This is a genomic window from Aestuariivirga sp. (genome assembly GCF_047600585.1).
Taxonomy (GTDB): domain Bacteria; phylum Pseudomonadota; class Alphaproteobacteria; order Rhizobiales; family Aestuariivirgaceae; genus Aestuariivirga.
In genome coordinates, this window is the sequence record NZ_JASGKP010000001.1 from 369,713 (window position 1) to 395,670 (window position 25,958).

Genomic DNA, 25,958 nt, shown 5'->3' on the forward strand with positions numbered 1-25,958 from the left:
CTGTCCGGTGATCCTGCACCCGGTCATGATGTGGCTCGCTCCGGAGTTCCGCATGTCCAAGAAGACCGGGGCCGGACACGCGCTCGTCTGCCTGCTGTTGCTCGGGGCCATGCCGCTTCTGGCCGTCGCGCGGCCTGCTGATGTCCCGGCCCTGACGTTCACCCTCATCATCACGATCTGGCAGGTGGCGGCCGCTCTGCCGCTGACCTTGCTGGAATGGCGGCGCGGTGAGCTCCGCCTGCTGTCCTCGGCGGCGCTCTCGGCCCGGGAGTGGGGCGTGGCGCTGCTGACAGGCGCCATGTTCGGCCTGTCGACCTGGGCCTATGTGCTGGGGGCCGCCAAGGTCGGGCCGGTGAATTTTATTATCCTGCTGCAATCCTACCCGCTTATCGCCGCACTCATGGAATTCGTCGTTCTGGGGCACAGGCGGGGCCGGGCCGAGTTGGGGCTGACCGTGGTCATGATCCTTGCCATTACCTACCTGGTGAGTGGCGGCACCTTCAGCCTCGGCAACATCTCCCTCTGGTCGCTGATGGTGCTGGCCATCCCGGTGTTGTGGAGCGCAGCCCACATGATGCTGCGCCGCCTGCTGGTGAAGGCCCGCATGACCGCCAACCAGGTGACACTTTCCCGCCTCGTCATCTCGGGCGTGTTCCTCGCAGCAGCCGTGGTGGCAAGCGGGGAGGGGCAACAATTTCTTGGCGAGTTCAAGCAGTTGAACGTTCAGGTTCCAGCGGCGGTGTTCGGCGCCGTCTACTATCTCGAGCTGCTGTTCTGGTTTCTGGCGATGCGCCACATTCCGGTGTCGCTGGCCAGCTCGATCACCGTTCCGGCGCCCGCTCTCACCATGCTGGCTGCGGTGCTGTTGCTCGGCCAGTCGGTCGCTGCCTATCAGGTGGTGGCCATGCTGGTGATTGCCGCCAGTCTTTATGGGCTTCTTTATGTGGAAATGAGCAGGCGAAGCTGAAAGTGCGTCAGTGCCAGCCCGGCTGGCGGGCTTGGACCAGGTCGCATACCCCCATTGCTGTATCGCCACATCAGTGTCACAGTGTGACAATAACTCAGCCAGAAACCGGGCAAACCGGGCATATGGGAGTTTCGGGTGGCATAGGGCCACCTTTCATTGGAGGAATAGTATGAACAAGATCCAGTCAACGAAGGAGCTGCTGAACGCTGCCAAGCTGTCTCGCCGCACCGTGATGAAGGCGGCCGCTGCAGTTGGCGCAGTCGGTCTGTCGGCCCCGCTCGTGACGCGCAACGCGCTGTCGTCCTCGGGCGAGCTCAACCTTCTCATGTGGTCGGACGAATTCCCCGGCGACGTGATTCCGAACTTCGAAAAGGCCACCGGCATCAAGGTGAACCAGACGCCGTTCTCGCAGAACGAAGAACAGATCAACAAGCTGCAGGCCACCGGCGGTGAAGGCTTCGACCTCTGCCAGCCCACCGTGAACCGCGCGCCGCAGTTCAAGGACATCGACGTCACCGCTCCGTTCGACATGAACAAGCTCAAGAACGTCGGCCAGCTCCTGCCGTCGATGGTGAAGGCTTCGGAAGACCTGTGGAAGTGGGACGACGGTCTCCACCACCTGCCGCATTGCTGGGGCTCGGAAGCCATCTCCTTCCGCACCGACCTCTACAAGGGCGACCTCGCGAAGCTCTCCTACGGCTCGCTCTGGCAGGATGACGTCAAGGGCCACACGCAGGGCCGCGGCCACTCCTTCCTCCTCGCCATCGGTCTGTGGTGGGATGCCGAAGGCAAGCAGGCCTCGAACCGCATGCTTGACGGCTACAAGGACGAAGACAGCTTCAAGAAGGTCTGGGACCCGATCCTTGCCTTCGCCATCGAGCACAAGAGCTGGGTGAAGCAGTTCTGGGATTCCGCCGACAACACCAAGTCGGGCCTGATGGAGAACGACGTGTGGATCGGCCAGACCTGGGACGGCCCGCCGCTCACCCTGAAGAAGGAAGGCAAGCCCGTGAGCTACCAGGCTCCGAAGGAAGGCGCCATCGTCTGGATCGACGGCATCACGCTGGTGAAGGCCGCCAAGAACCTCGACCAGGTGTACGAGTTCCTCAACTACCTGCACACGCCGGAAGTCTCGGCGAAGGTGGCCGACGGCTCGAACTACAACCCGGTTGTCCAGGGCGCCGACGCGCTCACTTCGGATGCCTTCAAGAAGAACTTCCAGGACGCCTATCCGGGCGACTCCCTCAAGAACCTCTGGCCCTGGCCGGCGGAACCGTCGTGGTATGCGGAAATCCGCAACCAGTACACCGAGAAGTTCAAGGCCGCCTGATTTCAGGCAGACCGCGCCCGGTGTTTCGGCATCGTGCCGCACAATTGGAGCCAGTCCCCGCGGGGGCTGGCTCTTCTGCTTTTCTGAGACGTCGATTGAGAACTGGTCACATTGGTATCACTTGATCTGGCATGGCGTTCTGTGGAATGAGTCGGCCAAATCACAAGAAGATCACGCAGGGGAAGACTACATGAGTGCGGGCGTCGAGCTTGACCACGTCACGGTGAAATTCGGAAACTTCACGGCCGTGAGTGATGCCACGCTCGACATCAAGGGCGGTGAATTTTTCTCATTCCTCGGTCCCTCGGGCTGCGGCAAGACCACCATCCTCCGCACCGTCTCGGGCTTTCTTGATCCCACTGCCGGCCACGTGAAGATCGGCGGGCAGGACATGCAGGGGATCGGCCCCAACAAGCGCCCCACCGCGCTCATCTTCCAGAACCTCGCGCTCTTCCCGCTGATGACCGTGGCGGAGAACATCGCCTACGGCCTCCGTGTGCGCGGCATCGACAGGACCACCCGCCGCAAGAAGGCGGACGAGCTTCTCGACCTCATCGCCCTCAAGGGCCAGGGCGACAAGCTGGTGAGCGAACTCTCCGGCGGCCAGAAGCAGCGCGTGGCGATTGCCCGCGCGCTTGCCGTCGAACCCAAGGTGCTGCTGCTCGACGAGCCGCTCTCGGCCCTCGACCTCAAGCTCCGCCAGCACATGCGCACCGAGCTCCGCGCCATCCAGCAGCGGGTCGGCATCACCTTCATCTACATCACCCACGACCAGGGCGAAGCCCTCACCATGTCCGACCGCATCGCCGTAATGAGCGACGGCGTGATCGAGCAGGTGGCCGACGGCAAGCAGGTCTATGACCTGCCGCAGACGCCCTTCGTCGCCTCCTTCGTGGGCGAGAACAACGCCTTCTCCGGCACCGTGAGCAAGGTGGCCGATGGCGCGGCCGTCGTCGACACGCCCTTCGGCGCGCTTGCGGGCAAGAATCCCAAGGGCCTGAAGGCCGGCGACAAGGCCATTCTCTTCGTCCGGCCCGAGTCCCTGAAGATCGGCAAGGGCGATGCCGCGACCAGCTTCTCCTCCACGGTGGAGAGCGTCGCCTTCGAAGGCAACATGACCCACGTCTTCCTCAAGGGGGCGGGCAAGAAGGACATCACCGTCACGGTGGGCCGCCATGGCGGTGCAAAGATTCCGGCCCAGGGCGAGAAGGCCACGGTGCATTACGACGAGGCCTACGGCCTTGTCCTCCCGGAAGGGAAGATGGCCCGTGACTAGCCGCAGCTTCGTCCTCCTCATTCCGTTTCTGGTGATCGTCGGCTTCTGGCTGCTGTCACGCTATGAATCGAAGCTCGGCCACGATCCCACCCACAAGAGCTACTGGGAGCGGAACGGCATGGTGCTGGGCCTGACCTTCGTCGGCCTCGTCGCCTTCTGGACGCTGTTCCTCGTCACGCTGCCCTATCTCTACATGGTGGTGGAAAGCTTCCATCCCAAGCTGCCGCCCACCCAGCGCGGCGGACCCAACGACTTCCTGACGCTGGCGCAGTACAAGTCCTTCTTCGTGTCGCCCACCGACAACGAGTGGAACTGGCTGCACATGTCGAATTTCGTCTATTCGATCATCGTCTCGGCCATCATCGCCTTCTTCAACCTCTGCATCTGCTATCCGCTGGCCTACTACATGGCCCAGGCCGGCACGGCGCAGAAGGTGCGCCTGCTCATGCTGGCGCTGATCGTGCCCTACTGGATCAATGAAATCCTGCGCGCCTTCGCGGTCCGCCTGCTGCTCGCCTCCAAGGGCCTGATCAACCAGGGCCTGATGGGTATCGGCCTCACTGACGGCCCCATCGATTTCCTCAGCGCCAACACCGGCATGTGGATCGGCCTCAGCTACGCCAACCTGCTGATCATGATCTTCCCGCTCTACAATGCCATCGAAAGCCTCGACAAGAACCAGATCGAGGCGGCGCGCGATCTTGGCGCCCCGTGGTGGAAGATCCACCGCGACGTGGTGATCCCCTATGCCAAGCCCGGCATCGCCTCGGGCTGCACCATGGTGTTCATGCTGGCGGCAGGCTCGCTTGCTGCACCGCTCTTCCTTTCGGGCCCGCAGCAGCGCTGGTTCACCATGACGGTCTATGACTTCTTCTTCCAAGCCTTCAACTGGCCGCGCGGCTCGGCCTACGCCTTCATCCTGCTGGCCGCCTGCATCACCTTCGTCATGGTCATGCTCCGCCTCTTCAAGGTGAAGCTCGGGGAGGCCATCCGATGAGCTCGAGCAAAGTCGCGCGCGCGATGCTGGGCTTCTACATCGCGCTTTTCCTTCTCTATCTCTTCGGGCCGCTGATGGTGATGAGCATCACCGCCTTCAACACGCCCAACTATCCCCAGGCGCTTCCCTTCGAGGGCTTCACCCTCGAGTGGTTCGGCAAGCTGTGGGAGCACCGCCTGATGATGGAAGGCCTGCAGAACTCCATCATCATCGGCATCGGCGTGGTGGTGATTTCGGTGCCCATCGGCCTTGCCGCCTCGATCATCATGAACCAGATCTATCACCGCGCCCGCGGCCTCTTCTATCTGGTCACGGTGTCGCCGCTGCTCACGCCGGGCGTCATCATCGGCATTTCCACGGTGATCTTCTGGAAGGACGCGCTCGGCCTCACCGACTTCACCAAGGCCACCTTCTACAAGGGCATCGTGCTGTCGATCCTCGGCCAGTCGAGCTTCGTCGCTGCCTATTGCCTGCTCATCATCATGGCGCGTCTCACCCGCTTCGACCGCGCGCAGGAGGAAGCGGCCCTCGATCTCGGCGCCTCCTATCCGCAGGTGTTCTGGCACGTGCTGCTGCCCTTCCTGAAGCCGGCGCTTCTCTCGGCCTCGGTCATCGCCTTCCTCTCGTCATTCGAGAACTTCAACACCACCACCTTCGCCATCCTCGCCGACAAGACGCTGGTGACGGTGCTGGCGGGCGAAGCGCGGCAGGGCACAACGCCGGTGCTCTCGGCGCTGGCGGTGATCATCATCGGGCTCTCGCTGCTGGGCGCGCTCATCTACGAGGTGCTGAAGCGCCGCGAGGACGCCGCCGCCGAGCGCATGAAGGAAAACGCCCGCCTCGCCGAACGCGGCGAAGCGGCCTGATCGCCTCAATCCTGTTGCGCTAGTTCCGCGCCTTCACCTTGAGGCGTGCCGCATGGAGCAGGGGCTCGGTGTAGCCGTTCGGCTGTTCCCGGCCCTTGAACACCAGATCGCAGGCCGTCTGGAAGGCGGTTGACAGCTCGAAGTCCGGCGCCATGGGCTTGTAGGCGGTGTCGCCGGCATTCTGCTTGTCCACCACTGCCGCCATGCGCTTCATCACCTCCGTCACCTGTTCCTTGCTGCACACCTTGTGGTGCAGCCAGTTGGCGATGTGCTGGGAGGAGATGCGCAGCGTGGCGCGGTCTTCCATCAGGCCGACGTTGTTGATGTCCGGCACCTTGGAACAGCCGATGCCCTGGTCGATCCAGCGGACCACGTAGCCGAGGATGCCCTGCGCATTGTTCTCGATCTCGCGGAGGATCTGGTCTTCGCTCCACATGCGGAAGGCGGCAACCGGAATATCGAGAAGGGCTTCCACATGGGCGCGGCGCCCACCCTTCGCCAGCCGCTTCTGCACGGCGAAGACGTCGATGCGATGATAGTGGAGGGCATGCAGCGTCGCCGCTGTGGGCGAGGGCACCCAGGCGCAGTTTGCGCCCGCCTTGGGATGATCGACCTTCTGCTCCAGCATCGCCGCCATCATGTCTGGCGCGGCCCACATGCCCTTGCCGATCTGCGCCTTGCCCGAGAGCCCGCATTCGAGGCCGATGTCGACATTGAGGTTTTCGTAGGCCGTGATCCAGCCCTTGCGCTTGATGAAGTCCTTGCGGCTGAAGGGGCCAGCCTCCATCGAGGTGTGGATCTCGTCGCCGGTGCGGTCAAGGAAGCCCGTATTGATGAAGGCCACGCGGTGGCGCGCGGCGCGGATGCATTCCTTGAGGTTGACCGTGGTGCGGCGCTCCTCGTCCATGATGCCGATCTTCACGGTGTACTGCGGCAGTCCCAGCAGCTTTTCGACGGAAGTGAATATCTCGTCGGTGAAGGCCACTTCCTCCGGCCCGTGCATCTTGGGCTTCACCACATAGACGGAGCCGAGATGCGAATTGCGCGGGCCCTGAGTCTTCCTGAGGTCGTGGAGCGCGATGGTTGTGGTGATCACCGCATCCATCAGGCCTTCGGGAATTTCGGCCCCGCCCTTGTCGAGGATGGCGGGTGTGGTCATGAGGTGGCCGACATTGCGCACCCAGAGCAGCGCCTGGCCCTTCAGCAGCAGGGGCTTGCCGTCCGGCGCAGTGAACTCGCGGTCGGGGTTCAGGCGGCGCATGAAGGTCTTGCCGCCCTTTTCGAGTTTGGCTTCAAGGTCGCCCTTCATCAGGCCCAGCCAGTTGGAATAGGCGAGCACCTTGTCCTCGGCATCGACGCAGGCGACCGAGTCCTCGCAGTCCATGATGGCGGAGAGCGCGCTTTCGATCACCACGTCGGCCAGCAGCGCCTGGTCCTTGCTGCCGATGAAATGGGCCCGGTCAAAGACCAGTTCTACGTGAAGTCCGTTGTTGCGGAGGAGAACGGAGTCGGGCGCCTTGGGATTGCCGCGGTAGCCCGCGAACTTCTCGGGATGGATGAGCGGCATGTCGTCCACCAGCAGCGCGCCATCCTTCACGTGATAGCGCCGCGCATCCGCATGGCTGGTGCCCTGCACCGGGAAGACGTCATCGAGAAAGACGCGCACCCGCGCCACGACGCGCGCACCGCGGCCCCGCTCATAGCCGCCTGCGGGCGGCAGGCTGCCCATGGCATCGGTGCCGTAGAGGCAGTCGTAGAGCGAACCCCAGCGGGCATTGGCGGCGTTGAGGGCGTAGCGCGCATTGGTGACGGGCACCACAAGCTGCGGGCCCGCCACGCTGGCGATTTCGGGATCCACGTTTGTGGTGTCGATGGTGAAGTCCGGCCCTTCCGGCAGCAGATAGCCGATCTCCTCGAGGAAATCCTTCTGCGCGGCAATGCCCGCGCCGGGGTGGGCGCGGTGCCAGGCATCGATCTTCGCCTGCAGGGCATCGCGCTTCTGCAGCAAGGCGCGGTTCCTGGGTGCGAGATCATGAACAAGCGCCGAGAAGCCCTTCCAGAAGTGGTCGGGCGCAAGGCCGGTGCCGGGCAGCACCTCGTTCTCGATGAAGCGCTCGAGGAGCTGGTCAACCTTCAATCCGTGGCGGTCAATGTGCATTTGTCTTTGCCTGATCAAGCTGTGGGGGCGGCGGGCCTCCATAGGCCCAGTCGAGAAGTTCAACGGTGTGGACAACGGGAACGCCGCTCTTTTGCGCGAGTTGCGTCATGCAGCCAAGGTTCCCGGCGGCGATCACCTGCGGATCGGTGCTGGCGATGTTGGCGAGCTTCCGGTCGCGCAGGCGTTGTGAAATGTCCGGTTGCAGGATGTTGTAGGTGCCGGCCGAACCGCAGCAGATTTGGGCTTCGGGCACATCCGTCACCTCGAATCCGGCGCGGCGGAGCAGCGCCTGCGGCCCCGTCTTCAGTTGCTGTCCGTGCTGCAGCGAGCAGGCGGAATGATAGGTGACGCGCAAACCGCCCTTGCCCTCGGGCAAGTCCAGCATGGCCAAAAGTTCGCTGATGTCGCGGGCCTTTGCCGCCACCGCCTTTGCCTTCTCCGCATAGACGGGATCGAGGCGGAACATGTGGCCGTAGTCCTTGATGGTGGTGCCGCAGCCGGACGAGGTGATGACGATCACGTCGGGGTTTTCCGCTGTCCACTGGTCGATGGTGCGGCGGGCATAGGCAAGGGCGGCATCTTCCTTCCCCATGTGGTGGGGCAGCGAGCCGCAGCAGCTTTCGCCTTCCGTGACCGTGACGCTCCAGCCGAAGCGGTTGAGGAGCCGGATGGTGGCGGCATTGATGCCGGGATCGAGCACCGACTGCACGCAGCCGCGCAGCAGCACCGCCTTGCCCTTCTCAACGCCTTCTGCCGGATAGTGGCCGGGGCGGCCGGTCATCTCGCGCGGCAGTGACAGCGGCGTGAGCGCAAGGGCGGCGGCGATGCGTTTGAGGCCGAGGCGTTCGAACAGCGGCGCGAAGGGCTTTGCGAGGCCGGCGGCCGACATGAGATGGCGGAAGAGGCCGGGGCGCGGCATCACGGCGGCGAGCAGGTTGCGCAGCATCCGCTCAGGGCCGGGGCGGTCGAAGGTCTCTTCCACGTGAACCCGCGCCGTGTCGATCAGGTGCATGTAGTTCACGCCGGACGGGCAGGTGGTCATGCAGGAGAGGCAGGAGAGGCAGCGGTCGATGTGCTTGGCGTCGCTCTCGGTGGCCGGGCGGTTTTCCTCCAGCATCTGCTTGATGAGGTAGATGCGGCCGCGTGGGCTGTCGAGTTCGTCGCCGAGCAGCACATAGGTCGGGCAGGTGGCGGTGCAGAAGCCGCAATGGACGCAGGCCCGGAGAATGCCGTTGGCATCGGCCAGCACCGGGTCCTGCAATTGCTCAAGCGAGAAGTGTGTCTGCATCTCAGCCCCTCACCATGATGCCGGGGTTGAAGCGGTTGCGCGCATCGAAGGAGTGCTTCACCCGCGCGGCGAGGGCGGCGAGTGCAGCCGGCTGTGGCGTGAAGGCGCTCACCCTGGCGCGGATCGCCTCGGGGGCCCGCACCAGTGTCGCGTGTCCCGACGTGAACGACGAGCGGATGACGGACTCGCCCCCATCTTCGCTGTTGGCAACCGCAAGCCAGATCAAACCGCCGGCCCAGTCATAGAAATGTGCTGCATCGAGTTTCTGCATGATGGCGGCGGCGATGCTTGCACCTTCCGTCGGCGCCACCGAGAGCCGCCAGATGCTGCTGGTGGTGAGGCTCCAGAAGGGCTTTACATCACGGATGCCGGTCCAGAGTTTCGCCGACTCCTTTTCGCCGAGCACGCCCGCATCGCGCTTCATGAGTTTCACCAGCCGGTCGCGACGTGCGGCAACGGAGGGCGCAATGCCATCGAGGCGGAGGTAGGTTCCGTCACCCGGCAGGTGCGCGGCCGCGGAGACGTCGGCCGGCGACTGCATTGCCTCCGACATGAGACGCATGGCGGTCGCATCATCCACACCGCGGAGGAACACCGTCTCCTCCGTCTCCGGCTTCGGCAGCACCTTCACGATGATGGAGGTCATCGCCACCAGCGTGCCGTAGGAGCCGGTCGCAAGCTTGGCGAGATCGTATCCGGTCACGTTCTTGACCACGCGCGCGCCGGCGCGAATGGCGACACCTTCGCCCGTCACGCCGGAGAAGCCGAGCACGTGATCGCGGGCCGCACCGGCGCGCACGCGGCGCGGTCCGGAGAGGCCGCAGGCGACGATTCCGCCGAGGCTGCCCGAAGTGGATGCACCCAGCAGGCTCGAAAAATCCGGTGGCTCGAAGGCCAGCATCTGGCCCTTTTGCGACAGGGTTTTCTCGAGCTGCTTCAATGGGGTTGCGCTGCCAGCTTCAAGGATCAGTTCATCCGGCTCATAGACCACGACGCCCGCAAAATTCCGAAGCGACAGCACCTGCGATGCAGCCACCGGATTGCCGAGCGCCCCCTTGGTGCCGAGGCCTTCGAGACGGAACGGTTCGCTGCTGTCGCGCACCACGGCAGCAAGCTCTGCCTCGTCCTTTGGTGCTGGGATCCGTGTCATCAGAAGCGCGGCAGGTCGGGATGAGGCAGGTTGTTCTTGCTGACGTGCACGCGCCCCAGTTCGGCGCAGCGGTGCAGCACGGGGAAAACCTTGCCGGGGTTGAGCAGGCCCTTCTCGTCGAAGGCGCACTTCACCCGCTGCTGCTGGGCAAGGTCGTCTTCCGAGAACATTTCGGGCATCAGGTCGCGCTTCTCGATCCCCACACCATGCTCGCCGGTGAGCACGCCGCCCACCTTGACGCAGAGGCGGAGGATGTCGGCGCCAAAGGCTTCGGCGCGGTCGAACTGGTTGTCCTCATTGGCATCGAAGAGGATGAGCGGATGCAGGTTGCCGTCGCCCGCATGGAAGACATTGGCGACGCGGAGCCCGTGCTTCTGCGACAACTCCTCCATGCCGCGCAGCACCTGCGGCAGCGCCTTGCGCGGGATCGTGCCATCCATGCAGATGTAGTCGGGCGAGATGCGGCCCACGGCAGGGAAGGCCGACTTGCGGCCGGCCCAGAAAGCGAGCCGCTCGGCCTCGCTGGTCGAGACCTTGAGGGTGCGGGCGTTGTTCTTCTCGGCGATCACCTTCACCCGCTCGATCAGGTGATCCACTTCCACCTGCGGGCCATCGAGCTCGATGATGAGCAGCGCCTCCACGTCACGGGGATAGCCGCAGCGGGCAAAGTCCTCGGCGGCGTGAATGGCGGGGCGGTCCATCATTTCCATGCCGCCCGGAATGATGCCCGCGGCAATCACGTCGGCGACGCATTGTCCTCCATCCTCGTTGCTGGCGAAGCCGACGAGCAGGGCGCGCGCCGTCTCCGGCTTCTGCAGGATGCGCACCGTCACTTCCGTGACAACGCCGAGTAGGCCTTCCGAGCCTGTCATCAGGCCGAGCAGATCATAGCCCTCGCTGTCGAGATGCTTGCCGCCCAGGCGGATCACCTCGCCCGTCACCAGCACCATCTCGAGGCCGAGGATATTGTTGGTGGTCAGGCCGTACTTGAGGCAGTGCACGCCGCCCGAGTTCTCCGCCACGTTGCCGCCGATGGTACAGGCGATCTGCGAGGAGGGGTCGGGCGCATAATAGAAGCCCTTGTGCTCCACCGCCTTAGTGATGGCGAGGTTGGTGACGCCGGGCTGCACCACGGCGCAGCGGTTGGCATAGTCCACCTCCAGCACGCGGTTGAACTTCGCCATGCCGAGGAGAATGCCGTCGGCCAGAGGCAGCGCCCCGCCCGAAAGCGAGGTGCCCGCACCGCGCGGCACTACCTTGATGCCGTTGGCGTGGGCGTAAGTCAGGATCTCCGAGACCTGGGCCGTGGTCTCCGGCAGTGCGACGACCAGCGGCGGCTGGCGGTAGGCCGCCAGCCCGTCGCTTTCGTAGGCGCGGAGTGCGGGGGCCGCATCGATCACGCTTGCCGCCGGCAGGATGCGGCGGAGGGCGCTGGCGATCTCGGACCGCCTGGCCATCACACCTTCATCCGGCAAGGGCATTGCAACCATGCGTCACCCGTTGATGGCGAGATAGGCCGAGTAGAGCGAGGTGCAGCCGCAGATGAACAGGCGGTTCCGCTGCGCGCCGCCGAAGCAGACGTTGGCGACGAGTTCCGGAATGCGGATCTTGCCGATCAGGTCGCCGTTCGGCAGGAAGCAGTGCACGCCGTCGCCGGCGCTGGTCCAGATGCGGCCGTCCTTGTCGACGCGGAAGCCGTCGAACAAGCCGGCGTTGCAATCGGCGAACATCTTGGAAGCGCCGAGCGACTTGCCATCGGGCTTCACCGCAAGCGCGCGGATGTGCTTGGGGCCGTTCTCCACGTGGGTGCAGCCGGTGTCGGCGACATAGAGCGTCTTCTCGTCGGGGGAGAAGGCAAGACCGTTCGGCTTGACGAAGTCGTCGGCGACGATGGTGATCTCGCCCGAGGGATCGATGCGGTAGACATTGCTGGCGCCGATCTCGCTTTCGGCGCGCGCGCCCTCGTAGTCGGCGTCGATGCCATAGGTGGGGTCGGTGAACCAGATCGAGCCGTCCGACTTCACGATCACGTCGTTGGGCGAGTTGAAGCGCTTGCCCTTGTAGCGGTCGGCGAGCACGGTGATCGAGCCGTCATGCTCGGTGCGGCTGACGCGGCGGCCGAGATGCTCGCAGGTCACGAGGCGTCCCTCGCGGTCGGTGGTGTTGCCGTTGGAATTGTTGGAGGGGTGGCGGAACACCGACATGCTGCTGTCGGTCTCGTCGAAGCGCATCATGCGGTTGTTGGGAATGTCGGAGAAGACGAGGTAGCGGCCGGCCGCGAACCAGGCGGGGCCCTCGGCCCAGCGGGCGCCGGTCCACAGGCGCTCGACGCGGGCGTGGCCGATCAGCAGCTTGCCGAAGCGCTTGTCCAGGTGTTCGAAGCCGGTTCCTTCCGGCTCGTTGTAATAGCTTGTCTGAAACATAGTTCTTGTTCCTCCCGCCGGGGATTTAAGCCAATCCGGTGGTTTCCGTCATGTGGAAATCGCGCTGAACAGGGAAAGCGAAAATGCGGGGCAGCCCGCGCCCGTGCCGGAGGAAAAGAGGCGCCGCCAGCGGTTGGCGGCATCGGGAAGCGGCAGGTCGAGGGCCTCGCCGGTGCCGTTGACCGCGATTGCCAGAGTTTCGTGCCTGCCGTGCAGGATGAGGCCCAAGAAGCGGATGGCGGGGGAGGACCAGTCCGGGGCCCGGCCGTCGCTGCCGAACCACTCGGCATCGCCCTCGCCGGTGAGGAAGCGGTCTTCGGCCAGCAGGGGATGGCGCTTGCGGATGTCGATCAGGCGGCGGGTGAAGTCGATGAGGGTGCGGTCGGCCCCGGCCCAGTCCAGCCAAGTGAGCGCATTGTCCTGGGCATAGGCATTGTTGTTGCCGTGCTGGCTGCGGCCCATCTCGTCGCCCGCCGTCAGCATGGGCGTGCCGCGGGAGAGGAAGAGGCTGGCGAGCAGTGCCCGCACCTGCCCGCCGGGCCAGGTCACCTCGTCGGACTTGCCGTCGCGGTTGCCCTCGCCATTCGCCATGTTGTCCTTCTGGGCATAGCGGGTGACGTCGGCGAGGGTGAAGCCGTCATGGGCCGAGATGAAGTTGACGCTGTTAGAGGGGTGCTTGCCGCGGAACACGTCAGAAGATCCGGCAAGGCGCGTGGCAAAGGCATTGGCGGAGAAGCTGTCGCCCCGCCAGAAGCGGCGCACGTCGTCGCGGTAGCGGTCGTTCCATTCCAGCCAGCGCGGCGGAAACTGGCCGAGCTGATAGCCGCCCGGCCCCACATCCCACGGCTCCGCAATGAGGATCGAATGCGAGAGGACAGGATCGGCGTTGATGGCGCGGATCAGCGGTGAATCGGCGTGGAAGCCGTCCGGCCCGCGACCCATCACGGTGGCGAGGTCGAAGCGGAAACCGTCGAGGCCCGTCACATCCACCCAGTGGCGAAGTGCGGCCAGCGCATAGTCGGCAACGGCGGGCTGATCGAGTGCCACCGTGTTGCCGCAACCCGTGTCGTTCACGGGCGCGCCGTTCACGTGGCGGTACCAGAGCGTGTTGTCGAGGCCGCGGAAGGAGAGCGTCGGGCCCGCCGCATCGCTTTCGCCCGTGTGGTTCAGCACCACGTCGAGCAGCACCTGGAAGCCGTGGTCGTGCAATACGGAGATGGTGTGGGCGATCTCGGCAAAGCCACCGGGCGCAAGGCGCGGATCGGGCGCGAAGAAGGTCACGGGGTTGTAACCCCAGGCATTGGCAAGCCCGAGCGCATGAAGATGCCGCTCGTCGATCCACGCCATCAGCGGCATGAGTTCGATGGTGTCGACGCCGAGATGGCGGAAGTGTTCGAGCGCGGCAGGCTCGGCGAGGGCCGCCACCGTGCCGCGCTTGGGCGCTGCAATGCCGGGGTGGCGCATGGAGAAGGCCTTCACCGGCACCTCGTAGACCCACGCAGGCATGCGGGGCGGGGCGCGCTTCACCTGCGGCAGCGGGCGCGTCACGATCCCCTTGGGCACGAGGTCGGCGGTGTCGCGGTCTTTCTCGGAGAGGCCGGGATGGAAGGCGTAGGGGCGGTCCAGCGCCGTGGCGAAGGGATCGACCAGCAGCTTGGCAGCATCAAAGCGCAGGCCATCCTGCGGCTGCCATGGGCCCTCGGCGCGAAGCCCATAGCGGGCGTTTTCCTTCACCCCCGCCACGAACCCATAGTGAACGCCGTTCTGCCGCTGCGGCAGTTCGAGCTTGGCGAGCTTCTTCTTTCCCTTGGCATCGAACAGGCAGAAGAACACCGCACTGGCCTGTGGCGCATGCACGGCGACGTTGACGCCGCCCTGTACCAGCGTCACGCCCAGCGGCGCTGGCCTGCCCTTGGGTTCGAGCCGGACCGGTGTCAGGTGATCACCGTCGGTGCGCTGCGCCCGGTGATGCCCGGAATGTCCGGGATCGACCGCGACAGCGCGATCAGGTCCTTCAGCATCTCCTGCGTTTCGGTGCCGTGCTGACTGCGGTCGGCGACGTAGCGCTCGATGTAGACACGGAGCGTGGCGCCCGCTGTTCCGGTGCCGGACAGACGGTAGATGATGCGCGCGCCGTCCGGGAAGATGAGGCGGATGCCCTGCTTTGCGGTGTGCGACTTGTCCACCGGATCGTCGTAGGCGAAATCATCGGCGGTGGTGAGGCCATGTTCCGCCTTGATGGCGGGGAGACGGGCACGCAAGCCATCCATCAGCTTGTTGGCGGCCTCGGCATCCACTTCCTCGTAGTCGTGGCGCGAGTAGAAATTGCGCCCATAGAGATCCCAGTGCGAGGTCACGATCTCGGAGACGCTGCGGCGCGTGGCAGCAAGGATGTTGAGCCACATGAGCACGGCCCAGAGACCATCCTTCTCACGGACGTGGTTCGATCCGGTGCCGAAACTCTCTTCACCGCAGACGGTTGCAAGGCCGGCATCGAGCAGGTTGCCGAAGAACTTCCAGCCCGTGGGCGTTTCAAAACACGGGATGCCCTTCTTCGCCGCCACGCAATCAGGCGCGCAGCTTGTCGGCATGGAGCGGGCGATGCCGGCAATGCCACCGGCATAGCCCGGTGCATGGGTGGCGTTGGCAGCGATGATCGCGAGTGAATCGGACGGCGTCACGTAGATGCCGCGGCCCACGATCAGGTTGCGGTCGCCGTCACCATCGGAGGCCGCGCCGAAATCGAACGCCAGTCCCATCATCACGTCGTCGACGAGTTCCTTGGCATGGACGAGATTGGGATCAGGATGGTGCCCGCCAAAATCCGGGAGCGGCGTGCCGTTGATCACGGTGCCCTGGGCCGCACCCAGCATGCCTTCGAGAATGGTCTTGGCATAGGGGCCGGTGATGGCGCCCATTCCGTCGAACTTCATGCGGAAGCCCGACTTGAAGAGGGCGCGGATAGCATCGAAGTCGAAGAGCGACTGCATGAGGCTGGCGTAGTCGGCCACGGGATCGACCACCTCCACCGTCATGCCCTCGATCATGCTGCGCCCGGTCTTGCCGAGATCGATGTCGGGCGTCTCAGTGGTCTTGTAGTGCGTGATCACCTTGCTGCGGGCGAAGACGGCATCGGTGATCTTCTCGGGCGCAGGCCCGCCATTACCGATGTTGTACTTGATGCCGAAGTCACCGTCGGGTCCGCCTGGATTGTGGCTGGCCGAGAGCACCAGCCCGCCATAGGCCTTGTTGTGGCGGATGAGATGCGAGGCGGCGGGCGTCGAGAGCAGGCCGTTCTGGCCGACGATGACGCGGCCGAAGCCATTCGCCGCCGCCATGCGGAGGGCCGTTTGAATGACCTCCTTGTTGTAGTAGCGGCCGTCGCCGCCCACCACGAGGGTCGCGCCGGCAAAGCCCTCGAGGCTGTCGAAGATCGACTGGATGTAGTTCTCGGCGTAGTGCGGCTGCTGGTAGACCTTCACCTTCTTGCGCAGGCCCGAAGTGCCGGGCTTCTGGTCCGCAAAGGCCTTGGTCGCAATCGTCACGCTCATTCGCTCAGCCCTTCATCTGCTTGTAGAGATCGGCGTAGTGGGCGGCACTCCGCTCCCACGAGACATCCGCCGCCATGCCGTTCGTTTGCAGCCTCGTCCATTCGGCGGGCGCCGTGGTGAACATCGTGCCTGCGCGCTGCAGGGCATTCTGCAACGAGGGCTCGTCGACCGGCGAGAACTGGAAGCCGGTGGCAACACCAGCCGAGAGTGCCGCCTCGTTGGCGTCGATCACCGTGTCGGCGAGGCCGCCGGTGCGCGCCACCACGGGCACGCAGCCATAGCGGAGGCCATAAAGCTGGGTGAGGCCGCAGGGCTCGAAGCGTGAGGGCACCAGCATGGTGTCGGCGCCACCCTGCACAAGATGCGACAGCGCTTCGTCATACTTGGCGACGATGGCAATGCGGCCCGGGTGGCGCTGGGCGGCGGCGGCGAAGGCATTCTCGATGCCCGGCTCGCCCGTGCCCACCACGGCAAGACGGCCGCCATTGGCGACGAGCCAGTCCAGCAGGTTGGCGAGAATGTCGAGACCCTTCTGCCAGGTGAGGCGGCTCACGACGCCGTGGAGAATGCCGTCGCCCGGTTCGAGGCCGAAGCGTTTCTCCAGTTCGCGCTTGTTGTCCTTGCGTTTGGCCATCGTCTTTGCACCGTAGGGCGCGGCCAGCGCCTTGTCGGTCGCCGGGTTCCACACCTCGGTGTCGATGCCGTTGACGATGCCGATGGTGTTCTGGCGGCGGGCGCGCAGCAGGCCGTCCAGTCCCATGCCGAATTCCGGCGTGCAGATTTCGCGGGCGTAGGTGGGCGAGACGGTGGTGATCATGTCTGCTGTCGCAAGCCCGCCCTTGAGGAAGCCGACATTGCCGTAATACTCGAGGCCCTCCATCGCATAGGCCGCGGCGGGAAGCCCGAGGCGCGGGAAGACGGAGGCGGGGAACTGTCCCTGGAAGGCGATGTTGTGCACGGTAACGACGGTGCGGGGTCCGCCCCTGTGGCGCACGTCGACGGCGGCAAGCGCCGCCTGCCAGTCGTGGAGATGCAGCACATCCGGCGTCCACGTCTTGAGCGCGCCGCGGCCGATGTCGGCGGCCACGGTCGACAGCGCGGCGAAGCGGAGCGCATTGTCGGGCCAGTCCTTGCCGTCGGCGCCGACATAGGGATTGCCCGGCCTCTCGTAGAGGTGGGGCGCATCGACGGCCATCAGTTCCATTCCCGCCACCTCGGCGAACATCACCCGCGCCGGACCGCCGAAGAGATCGGCATAATTGTGCAGCGTCTTTCCCGTTGCCAGCCACTTCATCACGGCAGGATAGCCCGGCACCAGCACGCGCATGGCAACACCATGCTGCTTCAATGCGGATGGAAGCGCACCCACCACGTCGGCGAGGCCGCCGGTCTTGATCAGCGGAAATACTTCCGAGGCAACAGACAGGACGTTCATCGATGGCTCAGCCTTTTCCGGTTCGGTGATCGTGCTCAGCCGAGACGGTCGATCATCGGCTTGGTGATGAGGCAGACGCCGTTGTCGGTGCGGCGGAAGCGCTTGGCGTCAAGCTCGGGGTCTTCACCCACCACGAGGCCCTCGGGGATCACCACGTCGCTGTCGATCACCACCTTCTTCAGAAGGGCATTGCGGCCGATCACGGCACGCGGCAGCACCACGGCTTCCTCCAATGTCGTGAAGGAGTTGACGCGGACATTTGTGAAAAGAAGGGAACGGCGGATGCCGGCACCCGAGACCACGCAGCCACCCGACACGAGCGAGGCCACGGCAAGGCCGCGGCGGCCATCGAGATCGTGCACGAACTTGGCGGGCGGCGTCACTTCGCTGTAGGTCCAGATCGGCCAGTTGTGGTCGTAGAGGTCGAGTGCCGGCACTGTGTCGGTGAGGTCGACGTTCGCTTCCCAATAGGCGTCGACGGTTCCCACGTCGCGCCAGTAGGCGCCGGCCTCGAGGTCGGAGCGCACGCAGGACTTGGCGAAGCGGTGGGCCACGGCCTTCCCGTTCTTCACCACGTAGGGGATGATGTCCTTGCCGAAGTCGCGGCTCGATTTCTTGTCGGCGGCATCGCGGCGGAGGAGGCCTGCAAGGAAGTCCGTCTCGAAGACATAGATGCCCATGGAGGCAAGCGCCATGTCCGGATTGTCGGGAATGCCCGGCGGGTCCTTCGGCTTTTCAATGAAGGCGGTGATGCGGTCCTTGGTGTCGACATGCATGACGCCGAAGCCGGTCGCTTCCTCGCGCGGCACTTCGAGGCAGCCGATGGTCACGTCGGCCTTGGTGTCCACGTGCTGCTGCAGCATCAGCTCGTAGTCCATCTTGTAGATGTGGTCGCCCGCGAGGATGACGATGTACTTCGGCCGGTAGGAGAGGATGATGTCGAGGTTCTGGTACACGGCGTCCGCCGTGCCCGCATACCACTGGTCTTCGGACACGCGTTGCGAGGCGGGCAGGATGTCGAAGCCTTCGTTGCGTTCGGGGCGGAGGAAGTTCCAGCCGCGCTGCAGGTGGCGGATCAGGCTGTGCGCCTTGTATTGCGTGGCGACACCGATGCGGCGGATGCCGGAGTTCACCGCATTCGACAGCGCGAAGTCGATGATGCGCGACTTGCCGCCGAAGGGCACGGCCGGCTTGGCGCGTTTGTCGGTGAGTTCCATCAGGCGGCTGCCGCGCCCTCCGGCCAGGACATAGGCCATCGCGTCACGTGCAAGTGGTGCGGTCTGCTTCATTGCCACGGATCTCTCCCCACGAACGTTATTCTTATTTAGTGTTCAGAGACGAAGTAGACCGTGGCGAGCGGCGGAAGGGTGACCTTCGCCGAGGCGGGCTTCCCGTGGGAGGGCGTGTGAGCCGCCACGACTCCCCCGAGGTTGCCGCGCCCGGTGCCCCAGTAGGCTTCGGCATCTGTGTTCAGGACTTCACGCCAGTTCCCCGCTTTTGGCAAGGGCAGAGTGTAGCCGTCGCGGGCTACGGGCGTGAAATTGCTCACGCAAACCACGATGGGGGTATGGGCCGCGCCGGCGTGCCGGGCCCAAGCAAACACGGAGTTTTCGTGGTCATCCGTGATCAGCCATTCGAAGCCTTCGGGCTCGCAGTCGCGGGCATGGAGGGCGGGCATGGACGTGTAGGCATGGTTAAGATCGCGGACCAGGGACTGCATCCCCTGGTGGGGTGCGCCGCTGAGGAGGTGCCAGTCGAGACCGCGGGCCTCGCTCCACTCCAGCCAAGGCGCCCATTCCTGACCCATGAAAAGCAGCTTCTTGCCGGGGTAGGCCCACATGAAGGCGTAGTAGGCGCGCAAGGTCGCGAACTTCTGCCAGTCGTCACCGGACATCTTGGCGAGGAGCGAGCCCTTTCCATGCACCACCTCGTCATGGGAGAGGGGCAGCACGAAGTTTTCCGAGAAGGCGTAGAGCAGCCCGAAGGTAAGGTCGTTGTGGTGGAACTTGCGGTGCACCGCCTCGCGCTTCATGTAGGCGAGGGTGTCGTGCATGAAGCCCATGTTCCACTTGAAGCCGAAGCCGAGGCCGCCCGTGTTGGTGGGCTTCGAGACGCCGGGGAAGGCGGTCGATTCCTCGGCGATGGTGACGACGCCCGCGTTCTGGCCGTAGACCTCGTGGTTCATCCGCTGCAGGAAGGAAATGGCTTCGAGGTTCTCGCGCCCGCCGTGCTTGTTCGGGATCCACTCGCCCTCCTTGCGGGAGTAGTCGAGGTAGAGCATCGAGGCGACCGCATCCACGCGCAGGCCGTCGATGTGATACTTGCCGCACCAGAACAGCGCGTTGTTGATGAGGAAGCTCAGCACCTCGCGGCGGCCGAAGTTGTAGATCGCGGTGTTCCAGTCGGGATGATAACCCTGGCGCGGGTCGGCGTGCTCATAGAGCGCCGTGCCGTCGAAGCGGGCGAGGCCGAATTCATCGGTCGGGAAATGCGCCGGCACCCAGTCGAGGATGATGCCGATCCCCTGTTCATGGGCGCGGTTGACGAAGCGGGCAAAGCCATCCGGGCTGCCGAAGCGCGAGGTGGGCGCGAAGAGTCCCGTCGGCTGATAGCCCCATGAGGGATCGAAAGGGTGCTCCGAGACTGGCAGCAACTCGATGTGTGTGAAGCCCATGTCCTTCACGTAGGAGATGAGCTGGTCGGCCAGTTCGTCGTAGGTAAGGAAGCGGTTGTCGGGCCCGCGCCGCCATGAGCCGGCATGGACCTCGTAGATCGACATGGGCGTGCGGCGCTGGTCCGTCTGGCGCGCCTGCAGGTAGGCGCCGTCGCTCCAGGTGAAGTCGAGGCGGGCGACCTTCGAAGCGGTGTTGGGGCGCAGCTCGGCGGCGAAGCCGAAGGGGTCGGCCTTCAGCGGCAGCAGATTGCCCGTGGCATCGAGCAGTTCATACTTGTAGCCCTGACCTTCGAAGGCGCCGGGCACGAAGGTTTCCCAGACGCCGGTGTCGAGGCGTTTCCGCATCACGTGCAGGCGGCCGTCCCAGTTGTTGAAGTCGCCGATCACCGAGACGCGGCTGGCATTGGGCGCCCAGACGGCGAAGTGCACGCCGTCCGCGCCTTCGTGGTGCAGCGGATGCGCGCCCAGCTTGTCGTAGAGCCGGAGGTGGTTGCCCTCGCCGATGTAGTAGTCGTCCATCGGGCCCAGCACCGGGCCGAAGCTGTAGGCATCGGTGACGGTCCACACGCCACCCTCGTTCGAGCACTGGTAGCGGAGCGGCTGGCGGCCCGTGACCTTCACCGGCCCTTCGAAATAGCCATAGGAATGGCGCTGTTCCAGCGTACCGAGCTTGCTGCCGTCGAGGCCGAGCACTTCCACGCCCAATGCGCCCGGCACGAAGCAGCGGGCAATCCATGTCTTGCCGGAGTGGTGCAGGCCCAGAACTTCAAACGGGTTGGAATGGCGCCCCTGGACGATTGCCTCGATTTCCTCGGCGGACAACCTCCATTTCGGTTCGGCCATTCACTCCCCCATTTCCGGCCCTTATTTGACGGGCACATTCCAGATGTCGCGGGCGTAGTCCCTGATCGTCCTGTCGGACGAGAACCAGCCCATGCGCACCGTGTTCAGAATGGCAGACTGCGTCCATTCATCCGGCTTTGTCCAGAGGGAAGCGACATCGGCCTGCGCCGCCGCATAGGCGTCGAAATCGGAGCCGACGAGGAACCAGTCCCCGTTCAGGATGCTGTCGACGATGGGGCGGAAGCGCATGGTGTCGCCGTCGGAGTAGTGCCCGGCGAGAAGTCCTTCGCAGACCTGCTTGAGGGCAGGGCTCTTCTCGAGCAGCGCCCGGCCGTCGATGCCGGCCTTGCGGCGGGCTTCCACCTCATGGGCTTCGAGCCCGAAGAGGAAGAAGTTCTCCGCCCCCACATGCTCGCGGATTTCGACGTTGGCGCCATCCAGCGTGCCGATGGTGAGGGCGCCGTTCAGAGCGAACTTCATGTTGCCGGTGCCGGAGGCTTCCATGCCGGCGGTGGAGATCTGTTCGGAAAGATCGGTCGCGGGAACGATCGCCTCTGCCAGGCTCACGTTGTAGTTGGGGATGAAGGCGACCTTCAGCCGGCCCTTCAGGCTGTGGTCGTTGTTCACCACATGGGCGACATCGTTGATGAGCTTGATGATGAGCTTGGCCTGGGCATAGCTCGCCGCCGCCTTGCCTGCGAAGATCTTCACCCGCGGCACCCAGTTCTTCGACGGCTCGTCGCGCATCGCCTCGTAGAGGGCGATCGTCTCGAGGATGTTGAGAAGCTGGCGCTTGTACTCGTGGATGCGCTTGATCTGCACGTCGAAGAGGGCGGTGGGATCGGTGGCGATGCTCATCCGCGCCGCAATCAGGTTGGAGAGTTCCGCCTTGTTCTCGCGCTTCACCGCCGCGAAAGCCTGACGGAAGGCCTTGTCCTTGGCGAGAGGCTCGGCCTTCTGCAATTCATCGGCATCGCTCAGGAAGCCGTCGCCGATGGCAGACTTCAGCAGGTCCGTGAGGCCGTGGTTGGCGCCCTTCAGCCAGCGCCGTGGCGTGATGCCGTTGGTCTTGTTGTTGATGCGGTCTGGGAAGAGCGTGTGCAGGTTGGCGAACACGGTTTCCTTCATCAGCCCCGTGTGCAGTGCAGAGACGCCGTTGATGCTGTGCGAGCCCACGAAGGCGAGCTGGCCCATGCGCACGCGGCGGCCGGCATGTTCGTCGATGAGCGACACGGAGGAGATGAACTCCGCCGTCACACCGGGGCGTGCCCGCACCATCTTCAGGAGGTCCTCGTTGATGGCGTAGATGATCTGCATGTGGCGGGGCAGCATCCGCTCCATCAGGTTCACCGGCCAGCTTTCCAGCGCCTCCGGCAGCAGGGTATGGTTGGTATAGGCTGTCACGGCCTGGGTGATCTTCCAGGCTTCCGCCCAGGGAATGCCGTGCATGTCGACGAGGAGCCGCATCATTTCGGCGACCGCAATCGCGGGATGCGTGTCGTTGAGCTGGATCGCCACCTTGTCGGGCAGGTTCTTGAGATTGGGGTTGCTCTGCAGGTGGCGGCGCAGGATGTCCTGCAGCGAGGCCGAGGTGAAGAAGTATTCCTGGCGGAGGCGCAGTTCCTGGCCCTGCGGCGTTGAATCCGCCGGATAGAGCACGCGGGTGATGATCTCGGCGCGGTTGTGATCGGCAAGGGCGCCCGCATAGTCGCCGACGTTGAAGGCTTCGAGATGGATGGGATCGAGCGGCCGCGCCGACCAGAGGCGGAGCGTGTTCACGCGCTTGCCACGCCAGCCCACCATGGGCGTGTCGTAGGCGGTGGCGAGGAGCGCTTCGCCGTGATGCCAGAAATGGCGCTGGCGCACGTCAGCGAGCGCCTCGCCCGCCACGTGACCATAGAAGGCGACGCGATAAGCCGCCTCTCGGCGCGGGAATTCCCAGGGGTTGCCGCCTTCCAGCCAGTCTTCCGGGCGCTCGGTCTGCCAGCCATCCGAGATGATCTGGCGGAACAGGCCGTGGGAATACCGGATGCCATAGCCGTAAGCGGGAATGTCGAGGCTCGCGAGGCTTTCCATGAAGCAGGCGGCGAGACGGCCGAGGCCGCCGTTGCCGAGGGCCGCATCGGGCTCCATTTCTTCGACGAGCGAGAGATCGACATCAAGCGACTTCAACGCCGCATCGAAGGGCTCGGTCAGTTCGAGATTGGACAGGGCATCGCGGAGCAGGCGGCCGATGAGGAATTCGAGCGAGAGATAATAAACGCGCTTGGCGCCCGCCTGATAGGCGCGACGGGTCGAGTCCATCCAGCGGTCGATGATGCGGTCACGGAGGGCGAGGATGGTGGCATGCAGCCAGTCATGGCGCTTCGCCACCACCGGGTCCTTGCCGATGGCATAGGTCAGCTTGGCGAGAATCTCTGACCGGGCCTTTTCGGAATGGACGTTCATGACCACGGATTTCATATTGTGTGCGCTCCTCAAAACCGGCTGCACCGTTTAGGGTTGCATCGCCCACGGAGCAAGCAAAAACCGCCCTCTTTGAACAAAGGGCGGTTCTGATGCACGTGCCTAATCCTTGCTCAGTTGCGGGGGCTCAGGTGCCGCAGAATGTCTGCAGCACTTCCTCCTCGGGCGCTGGCGGGCTTTCGAGGTCGGTATCATCAGGGCTTTCGCGGAAGGGCTGGGCCAGCACCTTGAGAAGCCGTTGGGTGGGCGCGAGGTCGCCGTCATTTGCCGCCGCGAGCGCTTCCTCCACCCGGTGATTGCGCGCGGTGAAGATGGGGTTGGCCCGCCGCATGGCCTCCACATCGGGCGTGGCACCGGCGCGCTCACGCCATGCCGCCAGCGCCTCGTCCTCCGGCGCTTCGCCCGCGGCGATGCGCGTGAGGCGGCGGAAGAACAGGGTGAAGTCGTCACCGCGCTCCATCATCAGGCGGAAGATGCTGGCGATGCGTTCGCCGTCATCCGCGTCGGCGCCGCGCCAGCCGAGCTTCGCCCGCATGATTTCCTCGAAGTGCTGCTCGAAGGCGGGCATGAAGAGCGCCAGTTCCTCCTTGGCAATCTCGATGGCCTTCTCCTGCTCATCGGCCAGAAGCGGCAGAAGGCTCTCGGCAAGCCGCGTCAGGTTCCACAAGGCAATGCCCGGCTGCTTGTCCCAGGCATAGCGGCCCATGTGGTCGATGGAGGAGAACACCTTCTCGGGGTGGAACTTGTCCATGAAGGCGCAGGGGCCAAAGTCGATGGTCTCGCCCGCCACCTGCATGTTGTCGGTGTTCATCACGCCATGGATGAAGCCCACGCCCATCCACTGGGCGATGAGCTTCGCCTGCCGCGCGGCGACACTCCGCAGGAAGTGCCGCGCCGGCGCGAGACCTTCGGGAGCGGGCGGGAAGTTGCGGGCAAGCTCGCGCGTCATCAATGCGTCCAGCGCCTCGCGGTCGCGGTTCACGGCAGCAAGCTGGAAGGTGCCGACACGCACATGGCTCTTCGCCACCCGCGTGAGAACCGCACCCGGCTCCTTGCGCTGGCGATAGACGAGTTCTCCCGTCGCTACCACGGCAAGTGAGCGCGTCGATGGAATGCCGAGTCCGGCAAAGGCCTCGCTCACGATGTATTCGCGTAGCATCGCCGAGAGCGTGGCGCGGCCGTCGCCGTTGCGGGCAAAAAGTGTCGCGCCCGAGCCTTTCAGGTGAAGATCGTAGCGCGTGCCGTCGGGTGCCAGCCATTCCCCGGCCAGTTGTGCGCGTCCGTCACCCAGCAGCGGATTGAAGCCGCCGAACTGGTGGCCGCTGTAGGCCATGGCAACAGGCGTTGCTCCGGGAAGCGGCGCATTTCCGGCGAGCGCCTGCAAGGCATCGTTGGAGCGCAGCCATTCCACATCGAGGCCAAGTTGTTGCGCCAGCGCCTCGTTGCGCAGCACGAAAGCCGGATTGGCCACGGGATCAGCCGCCACGGCCCGGTGGAAGAGGGGCGGCAGGTCGCTGTAGGTGAGTTCGAAAGACGGTGTTGCTGAGGCCATCACTTCTCGCCGGCGGGACGGAGCCACCCCGTGTCCGGATAGGCGATCGGTTCCTTGGCCTTGAAGAAGTAGCGCCGGAAAATCTCGCCGTAGCCGTTCATGGTGTAACCGTTGTTGCGTGCGATCATCTCGTCACGGTCGGCGGCATAGTAGTCCGGAATCTTGTACCACGGAAGCGCGGGCTTGCTGTGGTGGGCGACGTGCAGGTTGTTGAAGAGGAAGAGCAGCGACCAGAAAGGCGAGGCCTCGACGATGATGGTGCGATGCTCCGATTGCGACGCTGCCTGATGCTCGCAGTACGAGCGGACGAGCGCCAGCGACAGGCCGGGATAGGCGATGAGCAGATAGTATTTCCAGAAGGGCATGCCCGCCACCACTGTGATCAACGTCACCGAGATCGTCACCGAGATCGCAAACAGGATCCATTCCTTGAGGCGGTAACGGTCACCCTTGAGGATCAGCGACCATTCCTCCGACCAGAAGCGCACGATGCTCACCGCAGGCCCGATCAGCATGCGGCCGCCCAAGGTGTGGTTGATGCTGAAGAAGAAGCGCTTCACGGGGCCGGCCGCGGCCCAGTCATCAGGCAGCAGGTAATAGGATTCCGGATCGCGCACCGGATCGGTGAGGTCGATGTCGTGATGATGCTGCAGGTGGGTGTCGCGATAGCGGCCATAGGGCAGCCAGAAGGTGGGCGTCACGAAGATCAGCAGCTCGTTGAGCCAGCGCTTGCGGGTGGGGTGGCCGTGCAGCACCTCGTGTTGCAGCGAGGCATGGAGGGCGGCGAAATAGGCGCCGATGGGCAGGAACCACCAGGGCAGAACGGCGTGGTTCCAGACCAGCAGGGCAATCACCCCGTAGGCGAGTGCGATCAATCCGATGGTCGGCCATTCGATGCGGGCGGTGCGGGTTTCGGCATAGGACATTGCGGCATTTTAGCGATGGTTCCCGCCGCGCCGCAATTTAACAAATTTCACCAGTT

Annotated in this window: 18 protein-coding genes; 5 read left to right on the forward strand and 13 right to left on the reverse strand. The window is 64.6% G+C overall.

The features are described 5' to 3' along the window. The first annotated feature begins 52 nt into the window (after nt 1-52). The 5 genes from QM801_RS01645 to QM801_RS01665 all read left to right on the forward strand — a co-directional run bounded on the left by QM801_RS01645 (nt 53) and on the right by QM801_RS01665 (nt 5,436). Nucleotides 53-967 (forward strand): EamA family transporter, encoded by a 915-nt coding sequence (locus QM801_RS01645; protein WP_415017471.1) that lies wholly within the window; start codon nt 53-55, stop codon nt 965-967. 169 nt (nt 968-1,136) lie between these two features. Continuing rightward, entirely contained in the window at nt 1,137-2,297 is a 1,161-nt protein-coding gene (locus QM801_RS01650) for an extracellular solute-binding protein (protein WP_415017472.1), read from the forward strand. A 190-nt stretch (nt 2,298-2,487) separates the two neighbouring features. Further along, complete coding sequence (locus tag QM801_RS01655; protein ID WP_415017473.1) at nt 2,488-3,573, forward strand: ABC transporter ATP-binding protein; 1,086 nt, start codon at nt 2,488-2,490, stop codon at nt 3,571-3,573. After that, complete coding sequence (locus QM801_RS01660; protein ID WP_415017474.1) at nt 3,566-4,570, forward strand: ABC transporter permease; 1,005 nt, start codon at nt 3,566-3,568, stop codon at nt 4,568-4,570. Before QM801_RS01655 ends, QM801_RS01660 begins: the two co-directional genes overlap by 8 nt. Continuing rightward, the gene (locus tag QM801_RS01665; RefSeq protein ID WP_415017475.1) at nt 4,567-5,436 is read left to right on the forward strand and encodes an ABC transporter permease; all 870 of its coding nucleotides are present in this window, start codon (nt 4,567-4,569) and stop codon (nt 5,434-5,436) included. Before QM801_RS01660 ends, QM801_RS01665 begins: the two co-directional genes overlap by 4 nt. Before the next feature lie 19 nt (nt 5,437-5,455). On the opposite strand, the gene QM801_RS01670 is transcribed toward QM801_RS01665, so the two are convergent. The 13 genes from QM801_RS01670 to QM801_RS01730 all read right to left on the reverse strand — a co-directional run bounded on the left by QM801_RS01670 (nt 5,456) and on the right by QM801_RS01730 (nt 25,902). Next, entirely contained in the window at nt 5,456-7,594 is a 2,139-nt protein-coding gene (locus QM801_RS01670; protein WP_415017476.1) for a malate synthase G, read from the reverse strand. Next, entirely contained in the window at nt 7,584-8,882 is a 1,299-nt protein-coding gene (glcF, locus tag QM801_RS01675; protein ID WP_415017477.1) for a glycolate oxidase subunit GlcF, read from the reverse strand. The genes QM801_RS01670 and glcF overlap by 11 nt, the downstream gene beginning before the upstream one ends. Before the next feature lies 1 nt (nt 8,883). After that, complete coding sequence (locus QM801_RS01680; RefSeq protein ID WP_415017478.1) at nt 8,884-10,032, reverse strand: FAD-binding protein; 1,149 nt, start codon at nt 10,030-10,032, stop codon at nt 8,884-8,886. Further along, nucleotides 10,032-11,522 carry an FAD-linked oxidase C-terminal domain-containing protein gene (locus tag QM801_RS01685; protein ID WP_415017479.1) on the reverse strand — a complete coding sequence of 497 codons (1,491 nt, stop codon included), beginning with the start codon at nt 11,520-11,522 and terminating at the stop codon, nt 10,032-10,034. The genes QM801_RS01680 and QM801_RS01685 overlap by 1 nt, the downstream gene beginning before the upstream one ends. Nucleotides 11,523-11,525: 3 nt before the next feature. Further along, entirely contained in the window at nt 11,526-12,455 is a 930-nt protein-coding gene (locus QM801_RS01690) for an SMP-30/gluconolactonase/LRE family protein (RefSeq protein WP_415017480.1), read from the reverse strand. Nucleotides 12,456-12,503: 48 nt separating this feature from the next. Next, nucleotides 12,504-14,393 carry a glycogen debranching protein GlgX gene (gene glgX, locus QM801_RS01695; RefSeq protein WP_415020877.1) on the reverse strand — a complete coding sequence of 630 codons (1,890 nt, stop codon included), beginning with the start codon at nt 14,391-14,393 and terminating at the stop codon, nt 12,504-12,506. After that, entirely contained in the window at nt 14,390-16,006 is a 1,617-nt protein-coding gene (locus QM801_RS01700; protein ID WP_415017481.1) for an alpha-D-glucose phosphate-specific phosphoglucomutase, read from the reverse strand. Before QM801_RS01700 ends, glgX begins: the two co-directional genes overlap by 4 nt. 4 nt (nt 16,007-16,010) lie before the next feature. Beyond that, nucleotides 16,011-17,441 (reverse strand): glycogen synthase GlgA, encoded by a 1,431-nt coding sequence (gene glgA, locus QM801_RS01705; RefSeq protein WP_415017482.1) that lies wholly within the window; start codon nt 17,439-17,441, stop codon nt 16,011-16,013. Between the two features lie 35 nt (nt 17,442-17,476). Beyond that, nucleotides 17,477-18,730 carry a glucose-1-phosphate adenylyltransferase gene (glgC, locus tag QM801_RS01710; RefSeq protein WP_415020878.1) on the reverse strand — a complete coding sequence of 418 codons (1,254 nt, stop codon included), beginning with the start codon at nt 18,728-18,730 and terminating at the stop codon, nt 17,477-17,479. 35 nt (nt 18,731-18,765) lie between these two features. After that, a complete protein-coding gene (glgB, locus tag QM801_RS01715; RefSeq protein WP_415017483.1) occupies nt 18,766-20,958 on the reverse strand; it encodes a 1,4-alpha-glucan branching protein GlgB in 2,193 nt (730 codons plus the stop codon). A 21-nt stretch (nt 20,959-20,979) separates the two neighbouring features. Continuing rightward, nucleotides 20,980-23,421 carry a glycogen/starch/alpha-glucan phosphorylase gene (locus QM801_RS01720; protein WP_415017484.1) on the reverse strand — a complete coding sequence of 814 codons (2,442 nt, stop codon included), beginning with the start codon at nt 23,419-23,421 and terminating at the stop codon, nt 20,980-20,982. A 130-nt stretch (nt 23,422-23,551) separates the two neighbouring features. Further along, on the reverse strand, nt 23,552-24,976 hold the full coding sequence (locus tag QM801_RS01725) for a protein adenylyltransferase SelO (RefSeq protein WP_415017485.1): 1,425 nt from the start codon (nt 24,974-24,976) through the stop codon (nt 23,552-23,554). After that, nucleotides 24,976-25,902: a fatty acid desaturase gene (locus tag QM801_RS01730; protein ID WP_415017486.1), complete on the reverse strand. Its 927-nt coding sequence runs from the start codon at nt 25,900-25,902 to the stop codon at nt 24,976-24,978. The genes QM801_RS01725 and QM801_RS01730 overlap by 1 nt, the downstream gene beginning before the upstream one ends. Nucleotides 25,903-25,958 lie beyond the last annotated feature (56 nt).